The sequence below is a fragment of the Thiemannella venezuelensis genome (assembly GCF_014203605.1).
Classification (GTDB): Bacteria; Actinomycetota; Actinomycetes; order Streptosporangiales; family Streptosporangiaceae; genus Planomonospora_A; species Planomonospora_A venezuelensis.
In genome coordinates, this window is record NZ_JACHJJ010000015.1 from 36265 (window position 1) to 52956 (window position 16692).

Genomic DNA, 16692 nt, shown 5'->3' on the forward strand with positions numbered 1-16692 from the left:
TTGCTCTGACGGAAAGTTGCAGAGCGATGAAAGGTCAACTACCGAGAATCAACATTCCCGTAAGTTGACCCGGAGAAATGTCCGATTTTCAGGCGGCGAGCTTGCCGGGCTCGACGAGCTGGTACTGCCAGACGTTGCGCGTCGTGTGGATCGCATACCGGCCCGCATCGAGCGAGTGGTCCGCCGCCTTGATCGGCTCGTCCTCGCCCTTCTCCGCCTTCTTGTCGTCCCATGAGTAACCGGGCACCTCCTCGATCCACCCCGCGCACGAGCGGTGGACGCGGAGCCGGTCGGTGGCCAAGAGGGAGGCGACGGTGCGGATCCCGGGGAGGACCTCATTCGCGCCGGCGGCTGTGGTGACGCCGTCGTAGTGGAGCTGGGCCCGGAACGAGGCCGCGCTGGGGTCGACGACCACGTACTGGGGGCGCTCGTGGCCGCCGCCGTTGAGCCAGGTCCGGAGTCGCTCGGAGTACTCGACATCGGTGAGGCTGCGCCGGTTGAGCTTGGAGTCGTACCGGAACTCCCGGGTGAAGTAGAGGCGGCCGTCGGCGCCCAGGCCGAGCATGAGCGCGGCGAACGGGTTGACGGTGCCGTAGTCCACCCCGGCGGCGATCCATTGGACGATGGGCGGCAGCTCGGTGACGACGTGGCGGGTCTCGTCCCACATGTCGAAGACCGCGCCCTCGGCGAGGCACCATTCACCGAGGATGAACCGGCGGTACCAGAGCCCGACGTACTCCTGCTTGAGGGAGGTGACGTAGGCGGGGTCGAGGGCGGGGTTGTCGTCGAGGGTGAAATGCCAGTAGCGGAGATCGAGTTCACCTTGGCGGAGGATGAACTTCTTGCGTGCCCAGTGTGCCGGGCCGTCCGGGTTCGTCGTCGCGAACACCTTCGCCCCGGCCACGGAGAGACGGGCGAGGAGCTGGGTGAAGAAGTCCTCGGGGATGAGGGTGAGCTCGTCGACGTAGGCGCCGGCTGCGGTGAGGCCTCGGAGGCGTCCTTCGGCCTTGGCGTCGTTGGCGGTGATGACTTCGATCTGGCGGCCGAGGATGGTGGCGGTGGGGGCGCCGCGCGTGTACTTCACGTGCTGGGCGGCCTCGCCGAAGATGCTTGGGTCTTGGAGCGGGCCGAAGACGTTGCGGGACACGGTGTCGTAGGTCTTGCCGGTGACGACGAGGGCGCCGCCGCGGGGGGCTTGGGCGACGTACATGAGCCAGCGCAGCAGGCTGGAGATGGTCTTGCCGGAGCGGACGGCGCCGGACCAGATGTTGATGCGCGCGGTCGCGTGGGCGATGGACTGCTCTTGGAGGTCACTTAGGCGCGGTGCCATGGCGCTCCTGCATCCCGTCGAGCAGCGCCCCGAGCAGGGACACGGCCTGCTCGGCTCCGGCGCCGGAGTCGTGCCGGTCGATGACGACGTGCTTGTCGATGGCGACCGCGGCCGACGTCATCAGGTTCCGCAGTTCGGCGGCCGGCGGCTTCGGCAGCACCTTCGAGTTGAAGGTGTTGTCTTTCCCGCCGAACGAGTAGACGAGGTACTCGCCGTCCATCTGGTCGAGCAGGTCGCCCGCCTTGGCGAGGAGGCGGCGGGACAGCTCGGCGCGGACGGCGCGGTTGTCGGCCTGCTTCGCCTCGGTCGCACGTTTCGTCGATGACCGGTCAAACGCGGTGGTCAGCCCGTTGCGTTTGGCGATGTTGGTGACGGTGCCGACGCTGACGTCGTGGTCGCGGGCGATGGCGTTACGGGACTTCTGGCTGGCCTTGATGTCGTCGAGGATCGCCTGGCGCTTGTCGTCGGGGAGGGCTTTGCCTCGGGGCACACGAGCTCACCCCCGGACATGGGAAAGCCCCGCGCAGTGGCGGGGCTTCAGCGGATATACGTCTCCGGGAAGAGGATCTCATGGCTGTGGATAACTCGTCAAGCATGGCGCTGATCAGGCGCGATTCTCCAGTTCGCTGAGTCTTGCTTTCAGCTCTGCGATCTCTGTTTCGGTGCGCTCAACGCGCTCGCTCTGCGCGGCCACGGCCTGTTCCAGGCGGCGTTGCCGTACATCGAACCGGCGGTTGAACTCCATCTGGTACGAGAAGGCAGTGGCAACCGCTTCGAGTGCTCGACGGGTGTGGTCGTCGACCTGGTTGAGGTCCACGTTCGTGGCCACGCGATGGCCTCGTTCCAGGGCGCGGGATGAACGGGCCTGCTGACGTCTGGCCAGCACGAGGTGTTCGCTTGCTTCAACGATGCGGTATCCCTGGTTGGGTACGGAGTCGAGAGCGCGCTTGTCGACGTCCTGGTACTCCTTTGCGGCTCGCCGTACGGCCATCTGGATGGGGTGGCGTTCCTTCTCGGGGTTGAGGCCGAGGGCTTCGCCGAGCTGTTCATAGGTGACCACGTCGCCGATGTTCGCGGCCTTGAGGTGTTCGTAGACGGTGCGCCAGCGAGCCTGATCTCCGATGGGGGCGAAGGTGGGCATCATGCCTCCTCGATGGTGGCGGTGAAGCGGCCGTAGCGGGGGCGCCAGTCGCCGAGCCCGATGAGACTGCCAGCGGTGTCGGCGATCTCGCGGAGTTCAGCGAGGTCGAGGATTTCGGTGTCGAGGATGCCGGTGGCGCGGCATCGCCAGTTGCGGAACTGAGGACGGCAACGCATGGTGCGGGAAGTGCCGACCTTCACGGAGGCGATGTGCCGGAAGTTCTCGTCGGCCCATAGGCCGTCGATGGTGCGGGGGCCGTCGTAGGCGAGCGGGTTGACGTCGGTGGTGATGAAGACGCCTTCCTTGATGCGGGGCCCGCGCTTCGATTTCTTGGCCCCGTCGAACAGGGCTCTCCAGATGTTGTCGGCAGGGATGTACGGGCCGATGTCGTCGTCGAAGTAGAGGCTCCCCGCGTGCTCCAGGCGGGCGATCTCCTCGTGGTTCTCGTCGGTTTTGCCGCGCTTGCTGGTGACGGATTTGAGTGCCTTGGTGGCGGGGTCGAGCGGGTTGGCGAGCCGCGAGTTGTGCATGAGCAGGGTCGCGGTGCCGGTGATCGTGATGGTGAAGTCCATGCTCACTCCTGTCGTTGAGCCCAAGCCTTGCCACGCCACGCCGGGCCAGGCCTAACCTTGCCGTGCCCTACCGCGCTGAGCCTGGCCACGCCGAGCCGAGCCTCGCCGTGCGCGGGCGTCGAGGCCTCGCACCTCGAAGGCTGCTGGTCGCCCTACCTGAATCCCCATGCCTTGCCGTGCCTTGCCGTGCCATGCCGGGCCTTGCCTTGCCTGGCCATGCCAGGCCTTGCCGCGTAGCCCGCCATAGCGGCGCGCAGCCCACGCTAAACCCTGTGAACAGTGTGCAAACAAAAAACTTCACGCGACATCTTTCTCAGCAGCCTGGACGTGCCGGGCGAGCCGCTCCCAGTCCTGGATCGGCCACACCGGCTGTCCACCCCACCAGGTGCCGACCTCCCGGGCGGGGGGCTCACAGACGCCGTGGCAGACGATCGCGACCAGGCCGCCGGGCAGCTCCCGTACCCGCCACACGCCAACCTCGTGACACCACGGGCACTCCACGTCGAGGGTCTGGCCGTCGTAGACGAGGCACAGCGCGCGGGCGGTCTGGTCGACCATCCAGCGGGCGATCGGCGCGGCGTGCTCGACCAGCTCCTCGGTGAGGTGGGCGGCGGCGTAGGCGAGGTACGGCCACGCGTCGAGCTCACCCATACCGGGCGGCGGCAGCACGGGAAGACTCGCGTGCTCGGCCACCATCGCGGCGAGGTCGTCGGCGGCGACGAGAATGTCGAGCGCGGTGGACAGGATGGCGACGTCGACCGGGGCCGGCGACTCACCCAGGCTGAGCGTGGTCCGCTCGAAGCGTTCGACGCGCGCCTGGGCGTCCCGGGCGGCTCGGGCCTCAGGGGAGAGGGTGGGCTGCCTCCACGGGCGCCGGGTGCCGGGAATTCTCGCCTCCACGAGGTCTGGCCAGTATTCGATGACCCATTCCAGGTCCGCCACCACTTCGTCACGCATAAAAGGTGCCTCCTCAGAATGGTGGTTCGTCGGGAATAGGCTGGCCGTACGGGAGAACGAGCGGGATCGGCGGAGAACGAAACGCGGGCGCGACTGCTCCGGGCGGACAATGGTGGTCGGCGACGACTTTCCATTCCCTGGTTCCGGCGATTCGGAATGAATCCCGGTAGACGAGAAAAGGCTTCCGGGGCATGCCGAGGGGGTGGAGGTCGTAGGTGTGTCGGCCGGCGAGGATCTCGGCGAGCTCCTGCTCCCGGGTGAGCGGCTGAGCAGTGGCGCGGATGGGGAGGGCCTGATCGTGCCCAACCAAGATCATGATGCCGCATCGAGGGCAGGCGTCGAGCACCGCGGGTATGGAGATCATTCCGGACCCCGGAATGACGGTTGTGACGGATGACAGTTCTTTTCTCGTTCCCCTCTCACATGCGTGTGTGCGCGCGCACGTAAGGCGATAACCAGACGGAATCTGTCATCTGTCATCGGCGACCCGAAAAATCGACCATCCTTGCAGGTCAGGCCGTGGTTTTCGGCGATGACGGATGTGTCACCGCAAACTGTCATCACCATCCGGGCCCGCCGTACGGCTGATCGTCCGATCCCGGCCTATCGTCCCTATGGGACATTCCGGGCTGTGACAGATGTGGAGCGCTCGCTGGAGCCGATGACGGATCCGAGTCGTCCACCGTGAGGAGCGTGATACCCGTATATGACCTGGCTCGGGAGTTTCGTGTCTGGCCGACGTTGAAGCGACGGGAGAGCTCCATGGTGAGCCGCTTCGCCGACACCGGAGACTCGCCCTCGCTGAAGCACCACCGCTCGTAGGCCTCCCTCAGCTTCGTCCCCTGGATCTGGACCTGGTCGCTGCTGGCGAGGTGGCAGCACTCGGTCACGAACCTCTGCACGGTGTCCTGGTCGGCCTCATAGTCGCTGGTCGCGGCGAGGACGGTGGAGGGTTCGGCGAGGCCGCCGGCGACGTACTGGGCCGCGCCCTGGATGATCCAGGCGAGCAGGGCCGGGCCGTGCTCGCGCACGAGGATCCCTTGCAGGTCGTCGACCATCTTCTCGGGTTCGACCTCGTGGTCGAAGGGGATGAGGCGGAGCCTGCGCCAGAAGGACCGGCCGCCGGACCGGACGGCGGGTCGGTGGTTGCCCATGAGCCACAGATGGTGGGTGGCCTGGAACGTGAAGTGGTCCTGACGCATAAATCTTGCGGTCAGGGAATCACCGCCGGTGAGCTGCTTAACTTTTGTCTCGTCGAACCTGGCATCCTCGTCCACCTCACTGCAGACGACCATTCTCATACCGGCGAGACGAGCGATTTCGGTTTCGTGCTGGGTGCCATTCTTCGCCATGAGGAAGCCGGACGGCGCGGTGGTCGCATAATCGCCGAGAACACCGATGAGGCTTTCCAGGAAAACACCTTTACCGTTTCCTCCGCTGCCGACCGCGAACGGAAGGACATGCTTCGCCACCGAACCGGTCGCGGAGTAGCCGACGAGGCGCTGCAGGTAGGCGACCAGCTCGGTGTCCTGGCCGAAGGTGTCGGCCAGGAACTCGTGCCAACGCCCGGGGTCGGCGTCCGGGTCGGGGCTGCAGGTGGTGACCTTCGTGTGCAGCCGGGCCGGGTCCGCGGGGCCCAGCTCGCCGGTCTCCAGGTTGACAACCCCCGCCGGGGTGTTGAGCTCCATCGGGTGTGCGTCGAGGTCGTCGAACCGGACGACGACCCGGACGTCGGTGGAGGCCTGCAGCAGCATGTTGGTGGTGCCCTGCGCCGACAGCGCCTTCTTCTTCCAGGAGACGGCGGCCTTGTCGTCTTCGGGGAGGCCGCGGGCGACCTGCTTGCCGTACTCGCGGACGAGGCCGCCGCCGGCGGGCTGGAATGCCCACCTCGTGCCGTCCCACGCGATCCACCGGCCCCGCTCCGGCACGTACCGGATCACCGTGCCGAACTGCTCGATCAGGTCGAGGGCGCCGCCGTCGTCGGACTGCGCGTACGTCTTCTCCACCACCTGCAGCCGGGGGGCGAGCTGGTGGACGGTGGCCAGGTTCCCGTCGACGACCGGGCCCGGGCCGGGGGCAGGTGATGCGGGGCGGGTGGGTTCGACGCGGACGCCGTACCCGCGCGCCTGCAACGCCTTGGCGGCCGCCGAGTGGTCGCCGCCGTACTCCAGGTGCGCGACCGCCCCGAACCGGTCGTAGGGCCGCTCGGACTCGAATTCCGTGCTGGTGGTCCAGACGTACAGGTTGTCGCCGTCGTTGCGGCCGGTGGTCGCGGAGATGCCCTGTTTCTTGCCGGGCCGCCGCCAGTAGGTGACCCCCGCCGTGTCGGTCCAGAGCTTCGTCCAGCCCCGGGGAACGAGGATCTCGTCCCACGTGCTCTTGGCGTTGTAGTCGTCGCCGGGGGAGACGCTGCCGTCGTCGTCGAACCCGCTCGCGGGCTGGGAGAAGAGAGGGCTGGACGGGGCGGCCGCGGCCGCGGTCTGCTCGCTGGGGTGCGGCATCCGGTCGAACACAGTCGCCAGGTGGTGGAGGCTGTCGCGTTCTTCCGCACTGATGGTGGGGATGGTGGCGGGTCCGCCGGCGGCGAGCACCCACGGCTTCCCGCTTGGGTGGGTGGGTCCGGAGGAGGGGGCGAGGACGACCCAGCCGCCTTCCCCGCGGGTTTCGGCGAGCACTTCGATGGTGGGGCGGCCGGTGGCTTCGTCGACGGGCCCGGGGCGGCGGGCCAGCTTCGTGTTCTTCGCGACCGGTCCGTCTACTTTGTAAAGGAGGTGGACGCCGCCGGACGGCGTCGTCTCCAGGTAGCCGGTCATGACGCGCCGCCACAGGTCGCCGAGCCCGGACGCTTCGGCCAGCTGCGTCATCTCGACGCCGATCCCGTCGGCGACCGCCCGGCCCTCGAGCTCCAGCATTTCGAGGTCGCCGGAGACGGCTCCGGTGACGACGCCGAGCCCATGCTGCAGTTCCTGCGTGGGCCAGGCGGTGAACCACTTCTGCACCTGTTCCCGGGTGGGGCGCTCCTGCTGGTAGGCCTTCCACGGCACGCCGGGCCGCTTGGATCCGTCCGGGGCGGCCGGGAGTACGCACAGGCCCGCGTCCCAGAGTCGGAGGGCCGTCGTCAGGAGCTGGTTGTCGTCCAAGTTGCGCTTCCCTCGGTGGTGCCGGGTGGGACGGGGAAGCCCCGGAGACGACTCGCGCTCGTCTCCGGGGCTGCTCGGGGCCGCCCTACTGGGCGGGTGCCATGGGCGGGGTCTGCATGCCGAGGGCGGCCATGGCGGCCTGCGCTTCGGCGGTCATCTGGCCGGGCGCGGCGGGCTGGGGGACGGGGAGGGCGGCCGGGGCCGGGGCCTGCGGGATGGGCTGGGCGGCGACGGCGGGCGCACCGCTGGGGTAGCCGACCGGCGCGACGGGGGCCGCCTGCGGGACGGCCTGGGGGAGCGGAGCGACCGGCGCGGGGGCCGGGGCGGCGGGGGCGAAGCTGGGCGCGGTCTGGAACGGGTTGCCGCCGACGTTGTTGAGGTACTGGGTGGCGTAGGCGGCGTCCTGCTCCGTGTACGGCTGCAGGATGTACGGCGCGGACTGGCCGGGCTTGGCGGTGCCCTGGCCGAGCCGGGCCAGCACCGGGTCCCGGCCGATCGAACCGGTCAGGGAGCCGATGAGCGGCTTCTGGAAGAACAGGACGCCGGGCTCCAGGCGCGGCCCGCTCTGGTCGGTGAGGACGACGACGTCGCAGGAGATGGCGTCGGAGGTGCCGAACTGGGTGACGATCCCGCTGCGGAGCTCGCGGACGTAGATGAGCAGGAGGTGGCCGACGTGGTCCTTGGCGCGGAAGTCGCTACCAGCGGACGGCTGAGCGAAGGCGAACATGGTGATCCTTTCGAAGATCCGTGGTGTTCCGGGATCCTGTGATCCGATACAGGAAATGGTACAGAGTGAATCATAGTGAAGCAATATGGAGCAGGGAAGTGGAGCGGCGAGTTACGCGCCGGGGCAGCCGCGGGACAGGTCCGTGGAACCGGGCAGGAACCAGGGGCAGAACATGCAGTACGACTCGGTGGCGGGGATCAGCGCCCAGTTGGCAGGGGTCTCTTCCGGGTCGAGCGCGTACACGACCAGCTTGAGGTTGTCGAGCCGGTCAAGTGCGTCGATGGCGGCCTGCCGGTTATACGGCGCGCTCCACACGTGCAGGCCGTCGATGCGGCCCGTCCTGGGCAGGAAGACGATGGTGACGTTGTCGACCGGCTCGCCGGCCTGCTCCTGGCCGTGCCCGTAGATGTGGCCTTGGGTCTCGTACTGGGGGCCGGGCCCGTTCTTCCGGTACTTGTCGAGCTGCTTGTCGCCGACGACTTTCCAGTCGATGACGGAGCGGACGGCCGGGTCGCGGTCGAACAGGTCGCTGTGGCCGTAGATGTTGTCGCGGATGTGGAGCCGCTGCTCGATGAGGTACCGCTGCCAGCCGAGCCGCTGGTTCTCCGCCTCGTAGGTCTGCTCCATCCAGGCGTGGACGGCGGTGCCGACGATGGATGCCCACGGGTCTGAGCTGGTGTTGACCTGGTCCCAGTCGAGGAGCTTGTAGGCGAGGCGGCGGAGGCAGGGGGTGCCGATCTCGGAGGGGCCGATGGCGGTCTGCCGGGACCTGGGCGCGTTGGCGCTGGCCTGCTTGACGGTGGTGACGACGCCTGTGGCGATGGTGGCGGCGAGGCCGGACAGGGGCTGGGTGGCCCAGCCCGCGTCCGGCTGCGAGAAGCCCGTCACGCCAGCGCCTCGATGGTGAACTGGCCGCCGGAGTTGACCCCACAGAGGATCGCGCCGGTCATGGCCTCCAGGTCCACGACCACGTCGACGTCCTGCGAGAGCAGGTACTTGCGAGCGTCGTCGTAGACCAGCTCGGCGAGGTGGTCAGCACCGGCAGCGACGACCACCAGGGGCGGGATGTCCCGGCGGCGACCGACCCGCCTGTAGGTCACCCGGTACTGGGCCTGTGCGGGCCGGGTCTCGTCGAGGTGGGCGTCGATGGACGGCGTCTCGATCTGCTCGGCGAACTCGCGCACGGGCGGCGGGGTGAGGGTGACCCGGTTCAACTCCATGCTGATGCTCTCGGCCACGGCTACCTCCGTTCGTTGATGATCTGGGCGAGGAACACCACGACCATGACCGGCCAGAACACGCTGTACGCGACCAGAAGCAGCGCTATGAACACGCCCCGGGACATGCCGGGAGGGGTCAGCCTGTCGGCGACGTACGGCCGGAGGATCAGGGCGGCGGCGATGACGGCGAGCCAGCCGTACGCGCCGAGCACGTAGACGGCGGCCAGCGGATGCTCAGGCACCGTCACCCCTCCAGGATCTTGAAGGGGCGGGCGGCCGTCTTCGTCGTCAGGAACGCCTCGTAAATGTCGGGCCGCTCGGACTGGAGCCGCTTGACGTCGACCGTGATGGCGGGCTTGGACGGCTTCCACGACACGGCCGGGCGGCCGTGCACGGTGGCCTCCTCCATGCCGCGCGCCGCCAGATGGTCCTTGATCTTCTCGACGGCCGCGTTCTCGACGTCGGCCCACTTCGCCTTGTTGGCCTTGGCCTCCTTGGCGAGGTCGAGCCAGCCGATCAGGTCCGCGGGCAGGTCGGTGGCGATCGGCTCCGGGTCCGGCACCAGGGTGTCGAAGAGGCCGTCGTTGACGACGCTGGGCAAGGTGGGCGTCTCCCCAGCGCGGCCCGGGAGTGCGAACGGGTCCAGGGCCTGCCGGGCGCGGGTGACGGCCACGTACGTGAGCATCGCCTCCGAGGAGATGAGCTGGCCCGTCTTCGGGTCGTACGGGTCGGAGAAGTCAGCGGCCAACCTCACCGTCGACCACTCGCGGCCCTTCGCCTTGTGCGCCGTGCTCACCACGATGTCGGCGGCGTCCTCGGTGACGAGCTGGTCGACGACCCGCATGATCCGCTCCGGCCCATGCGAGTCGATGAGCTTGACGAGCACCTTCAGGTCGGCGCCACCGGAGTCGTGCTCGGCGTAGTCGCGGACCTCCTGCCAGGACGCGAACGCCATCAACTCGGGATGCTCGGTCGACCTGCCCGCCCGCAGGTCCTGGCAGGCCTTCGCCAGGCGCCGGATGTCGTCGCCTCCGCCGACCAGGGCGGGCCGGTGGCCGGCGCCGAGGGCGGCGATGACCTGTCCGACCGCGCCCGCGTTGGTGCGGCAGAGGACGGCGGCCGGGGCGGGGATCCGCTCGACCCGGGAGTCCATGGCCGGGTTCCCGGCGAGACGGAGCGGCGCGTTGAGCAGCTGCAGCCACTCGTTCGCCTCGTCAGCGATTCGCTGCCCGAACCGGAACGACTGCGACAGGCGCAGCCGGGCCCCGTCGAAGGAAGCCATGGCGTCGACGGCGCCCCGCCAGCCGTAGATGGCCTGGGAGGAGTCACCGACGAGGATCTTCTGCGCGGCCTGGTTCTCGACGATCTGCGCGATGACCGGGTTGGCGTCCTGCGCCTCGTCCAAGAAGATCATGTCACCGGGCAGGGTGGGCTCGTGCATCGCCCACATTTTCAGGTAGTGGTCGTGCTGAAACTTGAGGCTCCCGTTGACCCGGGTCAGGTCGTCCCACGCTTTGAGAGCGAGCGGCACGATCTCCCGACGCAGGGCGGCCATGACGACCGGGTCCTCCAGGCCGGGCACGGACGGCACGTGGTACATCTCCGGCTCGACCTCGGCGGAGTGGCAGAACCGGGCCACGGTGTCCATGACGAGGCGGGCGACCTTCACGGAGGTGAGGGCGTGCGCACCGAGGTCCAGGACGGCCGGGATGCCGAGGATCCTGGCGACCTGCCGGGCCGGGACGCGGGGCCCGTTGAGCCGGTCCGCGTACTGGTGGCCGACGGCCCGGAACGCGAGGCTGTGCGCGGTGGAGCACTGCACGGTGTGCGGGAAACTCGCCGCGGCGTCGGTCGCGATGGCCTTGTTGTAGGCCAGGTACAGCATGCGGTAGTTCGGCCGGGCCGCCGCCACCATCTTCAACGTGCTGGTCTTGCCGGTGCCGGCTCCGGCCTCGATGACGAGGTCCTGGCTGGTGGTCGCGGCGTCGAGGATGGCGGCCTGCTCCGGGGTGGGCGGGTGGTCGAACACCGGTGGCGCCACGGGGACGGCCGGTGCGGGCGGGGCGTAGGCGGCCCCGGGCTGGGTGAACATCAAAGGGAACTCCTAGGTGGGGCTGAGGGTCTGGCGTTCCGTGGAACCACCCCTCCTCCCGCCGTCGGGGGTCGGGGGGAGGAGGAGTGGCTCGGACGCAACGTCAGCGGGCCAGCTCGGCGAGGGCGACGGCGTGGCCGGGCTCGGAGTCGTGCAGGCCCTGCAGCACGACGTAGGCGCGCGCCTCGACCTCGGTGCCGTAGTAACGGACCTGCCGCACGAACCGGCTCTGGCGGTCGTAGGCGTTGATGCGCTGGACGGCGCGGCCGGGGCGGACGATCTCGGCGGGGATGGTGTTCACGGGGTGCCTCCGCAGGTGGGATGCTTCGTTCTGCTCCACTTCAATGTATCAAAGTGGAGCAGAGTGAAGCAATATGAATCACCTAGGGAAAACCGGACATTCGTGGGCTACGGGATGTGAATCTTGTAGAGGCGCAGGTTCGCCGCCTGCAGCTCCTCCACCCGCAGGGCGAGCGCATCCGCCCGCGCCCGCTCCCGCAGCACCTCCGCGGTCGGCGACGTCGACCGGGCCGGCGGCAGCACCGTCAGCTTGTCGAGCGCCGACGCCTCCCGCTCGCCGAGCAGCGCCTCCAGCTCGCGGATCCGCGCCGCCGTCAGCTCATAGGAGGCCCGCTCCCTGTCGATCTGCTGGCCGAGCCGCACCCGCGCCGCCTGCTCCCGATCCAACCGCTCGCCGAGCTCCGCCGCCTCCGACACCAGACCCTCCAGCTCCCGCACCCGGGCCCGCAGCCGCTGCATTTCGGTGGCCGGGTCGCCGGCGAACCAGTCCCGCAGGCCCATCACGACGCCTCCTTCTCTGCTTCCCTCCGGAGCGCGTCCGTGGCCCGGCACATCCGACACGTTGTCTCCCGCCCGCCCGAGACCTTCGCGTTCTTCGCGAACTGGCCGAGATCCTTCTCCCGCCGGCACCGGGAGCAGACCCGCGTCGTCGTCCGGGGCTCGACGACGCCGAGCTGCTCCAGCACCTCCCGGGCGGCCGCGACGTCCCGCTCGTGCGCCTCGACCCGGCACAGCGCGGCGCCGTCGGCGAGCCGCGGGCAGTCGTGCCGGGCGAGAGCGATGCGCACGACGACGACCGCCGCGCCCTGCTTCTCTGCCGCCTCGTGCTGCTCCCAACGGGACGGGGCGAGCACCGCCGCCGACCGGTCGAACATGTCCTGGCCAAGCGACGACTTCTGCGTCCTGGCCGCTGCTGCGACCTGCCAGTCAAGAGCCACCGTGACCCCTCTCAGCTCTGCCGGATCGGCATGACCAGGTACCGGAGCTCCGGATCCACGCCCGGCGGCACGAACAGCATCGGCCGATGCGGATCGTTCATCCCGACTCGGGCCCGCGAGGAGAAGGCGGCGAACGCGTTGAGCAGATAGGCGGGCATCGCCGCGATCTCGAACGGCTCCCCGTCGTAGTCGACGTCGACGACCTCCTGGCCGCGCCCGACCTCGCCGCCGCCCGCGGACACGGTCAGCTCCCGGGGAGCGAACCGCAGCCGGACAGGAGTCGCCCGCTCCGCGACGAGGGCGACGCGCCGGATCGCGGCGGCCAGCTCGGCGACGTTGTCCAGCGTCGCCCACTTCTCACACTCGAAATCGAGCAGCTTCCGCCATTTCGGGTATTCGGGGTCGAGAAGCCGGAACGTCGTCCGACGGTCGGCGGCGGAGACCGCGACCATCCCGTCCGTGATGTGCAGGTAGACGTCCCCGGCCGGGAGGGCTTTGGCGACCTCGGCGAGGACCCGGCCCGGCAGCAGCACCAGGCCGTCGTCGGCCACATCCGCGGGAACCGTGCAGCGGCGGCTGGTGTCATAGTCGAACGCAGCCAGGGCGAGTTCCCCGTCGACCGCTTCGAGCCGGATCCCGTTGAGGACGGGGTGGGGGGAGGATCGGGGGAGTGCGTGAGCGGTCCAGGCGACCGCCTCCGCGAACGCTCCCGCGTTAATCGTGATCTTCATGAGGGTCCTCGATGTCGTCGATGGTGAGCCGACCAGGGAGCTCCGGCATGCCGGGAAGCAGAACCACGCGGAAGTCGTCCATCACTTCTCCAGGGGGACGAGGGCCAGTCGCAGGCCGAGCGCACGCGCCTGCCGGTCCACCTCGGTGAGGCTCGGCACCGTCCCACCGATCTCCCGCCGGGACAGGCCGACGCCGGTGATGTGGAGGATCTGGCCGAGCGCCTCCTGGCTGAGGTTGAGCTCCCGGCGGCGGTGCTTGAGCCCGACCATGATCGGATGCGGCTTACCCACAGGTCATCTCCTTCGCAGCGGCCGCGTACCGCTCCACGGTGCGAACCGACACCGACAGCTCCCACGCGATGTACGTCTTCGACCAGCCGAGCCCGGCCAGCTCCGCGTATTCGGCGCGGCGCTCTCGGGCTGCCTGCCACTCGCCGCCGGTGCCGCGCACCCCGGGGGCAGGCGGACCGTCAGCGGGACGGCCCGCGGCACGCCACCGGACGGCGCACGACTTCACCCAGCCGTTGGTGTCGTGGTCGCCGGGCCGGCCGCAGCAGGCGCAGGTGATGCGGCGGCTACCCATGGGCCACCGCCGTCGGCCAGGCAACCTTGGCGAGCGCGTCACGCTGTGCCTTCGGGAGGTCGACGACCGGGTGGCCGAGAGCTTCCATCCCGGCGGCGCGCAGCCAGGCGGCATCCACCTGGTTGTCGTCGCGCAAATCCATGCCGGTCCGCTGGAACAACGCCATCCGCATATCGGCCTTGGTCGCGTTGCCTTTGCCGCTGGCGTACTTCTTCAAGCTGCTCGGCGGGATGACGGCGTACGGCACACCCCGACCGTCCAGGTGGTAGGCGATCAGCCACCACAGCCCGGCAGCCTCGTGGTGACCGGCGCCAGACATGGAGCCGTAGGACGGGCCTTCGATGACGACCAGGTCGACGCCGGTGGTGACGGGCCCCATGACGGCGGAGCAGATCCAGGCCAGGCGGCCGGTGCCGCGCAGGTCTCCGCAGGTGACGCGTTCGGTGTGGCCGTCGGGGTGGGCGATGCCGGTGGCGGTGAGGCTCGGGTCGACGCCGAGGACACGGGGAGCCGTCACGACGGCCTCCGGTCGATCGCCTCGATCCACGTGCAGCACACCGCAGCGACCTGAACGAGCTCCTCCCGGAGCTTGGCCGGATCCTTCTCGGCGAGCGCCTCGTAGACCTCCTCGAGGAGAATGCCGTCCCACGCGGTGCGTCCGTCCTTCGCGCGCTGGGCGTTGATCTCCTTCCAGCGCTGAGCGCGGAATCCGTACTCCACGCCCTCGGCGTAGTTGTTCTCCAGCGGGTCGCGGTCGGGGTGGTTCTGGGGGCCGAACTTGACGAGCTGGCGGGCCCGCTCGGCGCGGATCAGCCGCTCGATCCGGGTGATGTCCAGGTAGCTCACTTGCGGGCTCCTTCCAGCCGCCGCGCGACGGCCAGGGCCAGGAACGGGGAGACGGCCATGACGGCGAGGGCGGCGGCCTGCCAGAGCGCGGACGGCAACCGCTCCGCGAACTCCAGGACCCGCGGGTCGGCCCACGCGATCGACAGGGTCGCCGCCAGGTAGGCGGCCAGGAAGCTCGCGGCGGCAGCCCAGGCGCGGTGTCCGTGCCAGCCGCGCCGGTGCGCGATGTAGGTGAGGCGGGCGCCCCCGCACGCAGCGAGGACGCACACCACCGTCAGCACCGGGATCACGACGGCACCGTCCCGGCCGCCGCCTGCCACGCACCGTACTCTGGGTCATCGAAGTGCTCGGCGGCAACAGGCCCGGTGAGTGCGGTGGCCGCGGCGAGGGCGAGCGTCGCATGCGCCTGGGCCCGCGTCACGTAGCCGTCATACTGCGGAAGCATGCTTCCGCGGGCCTTCTCCAGGTACTCCTCTGCGGCGCGGTAGTGCTCCGGGCCCGTCATCCCCGGCCCCCTGCCTGCTGCTCGCGGACCCGCTCGGCGTCCGTGTCCGTCAGGTAGTTCTGGAGGGCGTTCTCCTGGTTCGGCGGCAACGTCGCATCGAACGCGGGCGGCGTGTACGGCCGGCCCGGCTGGCGGCGCAGGTCACTGACCCGCAGCACCGTGCCGGTCTCCGGCATCGGCGGGACGAGCCCGCAGCCGACGATGCCGTGCCCGTCCACGCCCGGAACGCCGTTACCGCACCGGCACTCTCCTCCGACCACGTTGAACATGGGGACGTCGTCGACCATCGGGTCCGGGAACGGCGTCCCGGCCCGCGCCACCTGCTCGGCGTGGCCCAGGATCTGCCGCCACCCGGCGACGTCCCGCTCCGCCTGGGCGAGCTGCTCCTTCAGGAACTCGATGTGGGAATCAGTCACCATGACGCGGGGCCTCCTCGGCAACGGCGGGAGTGATGAGGGTGACCGGCCGCTCCGGCAGCCGGTGGTAGAGGTGCGGGCGGCCGCCGTCGACCTCCCGCGCCATCACCTCGAGCCCTTCGCACGGGGCGACGGGGCACGGGGTTGGCGCGGTGAGAATCTCGACGGCGGGCGGCAGCGCCCTGGTCGGGTTCACGAACACGTTGTTCTCCGCGAACGGGATCCGGGCCAGCACGCCCGGGGCGAGGTCGCCGAACTTCATCAGGCCGCGTCCGCGGAGGCACCGGCGAGCAGGGCGCGGACCTCGTCCTCGTAGTAGCGGCGGTGCCCGCCCAGCGTGCGGATCGACTGCAGCTTGCCGGCCTTCGCCCACCGGGTGACGGTTTTCGGGTCGACCCGGAAGAGGCTGGCGACTTCCTGGGGGGTGAGCAGCTGCTCGACGCGGGGGGCCTGGGTGGCCCCGTTACCCTGAGACATCGTCTCTTCTCCTTGCAGTGGGGTTAGGGGTGGGTGGTGTGCTCCCCGCCCGGCGGCAACCAGGCGGGGAGCCAGTCCTATGCGGCCTTCCGGCTGGGCTTCTTCTCCGCGGCCCGCCGCGACCGGGCCTTCGCCGCCTTCAACGACATCTGCGCCATGTACGCCTTGTGCGCGTTCGTCGCGGCCTTGACCACGTCCTGCTCACGCACGATCCCCTCGGCCCGGATCCGGTCGATCCAGTAGTCGAGGGAGACCGGCGAGCGCCGGCGGGCCGCCTCCGTGCGCTCGGCACGGTTCGCGGTGGTCGCCCACTGGACGTTCGCGGCGATCCGCGCGGCCCGGGACCGCTCCTCAGGCGTCGCCATGGGACTCCTTCCTGACTGCAGACGCGGCGAGGAACGCCTGGACCTGCTCGTCCGAGAACTCCCAGTGGGCGTCACCGTGCCGACAGACCTCCGGGGACCCGCACGGGGACCCGCACGAGTGGACCTTCGTGCCCTTCAGGAGTCCGTCGTCCATGGCCCGCTTCGCCGTGGACCGGGAGATGCGCAGCGTGCTGCACAGCTCGGGGAGGGTCAGTGACATGCAACCTCGCTCAAGATGGAACAGTTTGGAGCGTTGTGAAGCATGACGTTACATGGCGAGTACAGATGATGCAATACGGAACATCGTGGATCGACATGGACGCTTATGGAACAGGTGAGGTTTACATCATCT

Annotated in this window: 26 protein-coding genes; all 26 read right to left on the reverse strand. The window is 69.4% G+C overall.

Annotation, left to right across the window (positions count from 1 at the left end):
* Positions 1-88 precede the first annotated feature (88 nt).
* Positions 89-1330, reverse strand: coding sequence for a PBSX family phage terminase large subunit (locus FHS22_RS21490; protein ID WP_184944190.1), 1242 nt, complete (start codon positions 1328-1330; stop codon positions 89-91).
* On the reverse strand, positions 1311-1820 hold the full coding sequence (locus FHS22_RS21495; protein ID WP_184944192.1) for a hypothetical protein: 510 nt from the start codon (positions 1818-1820) through the stop codon (positions 1311-1313). The genes FHS22_RS21490 and FHS22_RS21495 overlap by 20 nt, the downstream gene beginning before the upstream one ends.
* A gap of 114 nt (positions 1821-1934) precedes the next feature.
* Complete coding sequence (locus tag FHS22_RS21500) at positions 1935-2471, reverse strand: hypothetical protein (RefSeq protein WP_184944194.1); 537 nt, start codon at positions 2469-2471, stop codon at positions 1935-1937.
* Positions 2471-3043, reverse strand: coding sequence for a hypothetical protein (locus tag FHS22_RS21505; protein WP_184944196.1), 573 nt, complete (start codon positions 3041-3043; stop codon positions 2471-2473). The genes FHS22_RS21500 and FHS22_RS21505 overlap by 1 nt, the downstream gene beginning before the upstream one ends.
* Before the next feature lie 297 nt (positions 3044-3340).
* Complete coding sequence (locus FHS22_RS21510) at positions 3341-4000, reverse strand: hypothetical protein (protein WP_184944198.1); 660 nt, start codon at positions 3998-4000, stop codon at positions 3341-3343.
* A 560-nt stretch (positions 4001-4560) separates the two neighbouring features.
* Positions 4561-7140 carry a phage/plasmid primase, P4 family gene (locus tag FHS22_RS21515; protein ID WP_260408160.1) on the reverse strand — a complete coding sequence of 860 codons (2580 nt, stop codon included), beginning with the start codon at positions 7138-7140 and terminating at the stop codon, positions 4561-4563.
* Positions 7141-7225: 85 nt separating this feature from the next.
* On the reverse strand, positions 7226-7867 hold the full coding sequence (locus FHS22_RS21520; protein WP_184944199.1) for a hypothetical protein: 642 nt from the start codon (positions 7865-7867) through the stop codon (positions 7226-7228).
* A gap of 111 nt (positions 7868-7978) precedes the next feature.
* Positions 7979-8755, reverse strand: coding sequence for a hypothetical protein (locus tag FHS22_RS21525; protein ID WP_184944201.1), 777 nt, complete (start codon positions 8753-8755; stop codon positions 7979-7981).
* Positions 8752-9105 (reverse strand): hypothetical protein, encoded by a 354-nt coding sequence (locus FHS22_RS21530; RefSeq protein ID WP_184944203.1) that lies wholly within the window; start codon positions 9103-9105, stop codon positions 8752-8754. Before FHS22_RS21530 ends, FHS22_RS21525 begins: the two co-directional genes overlap by 4 nt.
* Positions 9106-9107: 2 nt before the next feature.
* On the reverse strand, positions 9108-9329 hold the full coding sequence (locus tag FHS22_RS21535; protein WP_184944205.1) for a hypothetical protein: 222 nt from the start codon (positions 9327-9329) through the stop codon (positions 9108-9110).
* A 2-nt stretch (positions 9330-9331) separates the two neighbouring features.
* Complete coding sequence (locus FHS22_RS21540) at positions 9332-11179, reverse strand: UvrD-helicase domain-containing protein (protein ID WP_184944207.1); 1848 nt, start codon at positions 11177-11179, stop codon at positions 9332-9334.
* Between the two features lie 103 nt (positions 11180-11282).
* On the reverse strand, positions 11283-11480 hold the full coding sequence (locus FHS22_RS21545) for a hypothetical protein (protein WP_184944209.1): 198 nt from the start codon (positions 11478-11480) through the stop codon (positions 11283-11285).
* Positions 11481-11587: 107 nt separating this feature from the next.
* Positions 11588-11983, reverse strand: a complete 396-nt coding sequence (locus FHS22_RS21550; RefSeq protein WP_184944210.1) for a hypothetical protein — start codon at positions 11981-11983, stop codon at positions 11588-11590.
* Positions 11980-12417 (reverse strand): hypothetical protein, encoded by a 438-nt coding sequence (locus tag FHS22_RS21555; RefSeq protein WP_184944212.1) that lies wholly within the window; start codon positions 12415-12417, stop codon positions 11980-11982. The genes FHS22_RS21550 and FHS22_RS21555 overlap by 4 nt, the downstream gene beginning before the upstream one ends.
* Before the next feature lie 11 nt (positions 12418-12428).
* Positions 12429-13148, reverse strand: a complete 720-nt coding sequence (locus FHS22_RS21560) for a DNA polymerase III subunit beta (protein ID WP_184944214.1) — start codon at positions 13146-13148, stop codon at positions 12429-12431.
* Between the two features lie 81 nt (positions 13149-13229).
* Positions 13230-13439, reverse strand: a complete 210-nt coding sequence (locus tag FHS22_RS21565; RefSeq protein WP_184944216.1) for a helix-turn-helix domain-containing protein — start codon at positions 13437-13439, stop codon at positions 13230-13232.
* The gene (locus FHS22_RS21570) at positions 13432-13731 is read right to left on the reverse strand and encodes a helix-turn-helix domain-containing protein (RefSeq protein WP_184944217.1); all 300 of its coding nucleotides are present in this window, start codon (positions 13729-13731) and stop codon (positions 13432-13434) included. Before FHS22_RS21570 ends, FHS22_RS21565 begins: the two co-directional genes overlap by 8 nt.
* Entirely contained in the window at positions 13724-14248 is a 525-nt protein-coding gene (locus FHS22_RS21575; RefSeq protein ID WP_184944219.1) for a Holliday junction endonuclease, read from the reverse strand. The genes FHS22_RS21570 and FHS22_RS21575 overlap by 8 nt, the downstream gene beginning before the upstream one ends.
* Positions 14245-14577, reverse strand: a complete 333-nt coding sequence (locus tag FHS22_RS21580) for a hypothetical protein (protein ID WP_184944221.1) — start codon at positions 14575-14577, stop codon at positions 14245-14247. Before FHS22_RS21580 ends, FHS22_RS21575 begins: the two co-directional genes overlap by 4 nt.
* Entirely contained in the window at positions 14574-14867 is a 294-nt protein-coding gene (locus FHS22_RS21585) for a hypothetical protein (protein WP_184944222.1), read from the reverse strand. The genes FHS22_RS21580 and FHS22_RS21585 overlap by 4 nt, the downstream gene beginning before the upstream one ends.
* Positions 14864-15082, reverse strand: a complete 219-nt coding sequence (locus tag FHS22_RS21590) for a hypothetical protein (RefSeq protein ID WP_184944224.1) — start codon at positions 15080-15082, stop codon at positions 14864-14866. The genes FHS22_RS21585 and FHS22_RS21590 overlap by 4 nt, the downstream gene beginning before the upstream one ends.
* The gene (locus tag FHS22_RS21595) at positions 15079-15501 is read right to left on the reverse strand and encodes a hypothetical protein (protein WP_184944225.1); all 423 of its coding nucleotides are present in this window, start codon (positions 15499-15501) and stop codon (positions 15079-15081) included. Before FHS22_RS21595 ends, FHS22_RS21590 begins: the two co-directional genes overlap by 4 nt.
* The gene (locus tag FHS22_RS21600; protein ID WP_184944227.1) at positions 15491-15760 is read right to left on the reverse strand and encodes a hypothetical protein; all 270 of its coding nucleotides are present in this window, start codon (positions 15758-15760) and stop codon (positions 15491-15493) included. The genes FHS22_RS21595 and FHS22_RS21600 overlap by 11 nt, the downstream gene beginning before the upstream one ends.
* Positions 15760-15975, reverse strand: a complete 216-nt coding sequence (locus tag FHS22_RS21605) for a BldC family transcriptional regulator (RefSeq protein WP_184944229.1) — start codon at positions 15973-15975, stop codon at positions 15760-15762. Before FHS22_RS21605 ends, FHS22_RS21600 begins: the two co-directional genes overlap by 1 nt.
* A gap of 77 nt (positions 15976-16052) precedes the next feature.
* Complete coding sequence (locus FHS22_RS21610; RefSeq protein ID WP_184944231.1) at positions 16053-16340, reverse strand: hypothetical protein; 288 nt, start codon at positions 16338-16340, stop codon at positions 16053-16055.
* On the reverse strand, positions 16327-16560 hold the full coding sequence (locus FHS22_RS21615) for a MerR family transcriptional regulator (RefSeq protein ID WP_184944233.1): 234 nt from the start codon (positions 16558-16560) through the stop codon (positions 16327-16329). Before FHS22_RS21615 ends, FHS22_RS21610 begins: the two co-directional genes overlap by 14 nt.
* Between the last annotated feature and the right edge of the window lie 132 nt (positions 16561-16692).

Bases quoted from the DNA above. Each gene is read 5' to 3' on its own strand.
- FHS22_RS21490 (WP_184944190.1), bottom strand. From the start codon at position 1,330: ATGGCACCGCGCCTAAGTGACCTCCAAGAGCAGTCCATCGCCCACGCG.
- FHS22_RS21500 (WP_184944194.1), bottom strand. From the start codon at position 2,471: ATGCCCACCTTCGCCCCCATCGGAGATCAGGCTCGCTGGCGCACCGTC.
- FHS22_RS21505 (WP_184944196.1), bottom strand. From the start codon at position 3,043: ATGGACTTCACCATCACGATCACCGGCACCGCGACCCTGCTCATGCAC.
- FHS22_RS21510 (WP_184944198.1), bottom strand. From the start codon at position 4,000: ATGCGTGACGAAGTGGTGGCGGACCTGGAATGGGTCATCGAATACTGG.
- FHS22_RS21520 (WP_184944199.1), bottom strand. From the start codon at position 7,867: ATGTTCGCCTTCGCTCAGCCGTCCGCTGGTAGCGACTTCCGCGCCAAG.
- FHS22_RS21540 (WP_184944207.1), bottom strand. From the start codon at position 11,179: ATGTTCACCCAGCCCGGGGCCGCCTACGCCCCGCCCGCACCGGCCGTC.
- FHS22_RS21560 (WP_184944214.1), bottom strand. From the start codon at position 13,148: ATGAAGATCACGATTAACGCGGGAGCGTTCGCGGAGGCGGTCGCCTGG.
- FHS22_RS21570 (WP_184944217.1), bottom strand. From the start codon at position 13,731: ATGGGTAGCCGCCGCATCACCTGCGCCTGCTGCGGCCGGCCCGGCGAC.
- FHS22_RS21590 (WP_184944224.1), bottom strand. From the start codon at position 15,082: ATGACGGGCCCGGAGCACTACCGCGCCGCAGAGGAGTACCTGGAGAAG.
- FHS22_RS21595 (WP_184944225.1), bottom strand. From the start codon at position 15,501: ATGGTGACTGATTCCCACATCGAGTTCCTGAAGGAGCAGCTCGCCCAG.
- FHS22_RS21600 (WP_184944227.1), bottom strand. From the start codon at position 15,760: ATGAAGTTCGGCGACCTCGCCCCGGGCGTGCTGGCCCGGATCCCGTTC.
- FHS22_RS21605 (WP_184944229.1), bottom strand. From the start codon at position 15,975: ATGTCTCAGGGTAACGGGGCCACCCAGGCCCCCCGCGTCGAGCAGCTG.
- FHS22_RS21610 (WP_184944231.1), bottom strand. From the start codon at position 16,340: ATGGCGACGCCTGAGGAGCGGTCCCGGGCCGCGCGGATCGCCGCGAAC.
- FHS22_RS21615 (WP_184944233.1), bottom strand. From the start codon at position 16,560: ATGTCACTGACCCTCCCCGAGCTGTGCAGCACGCTGCGCATCTCCCGG.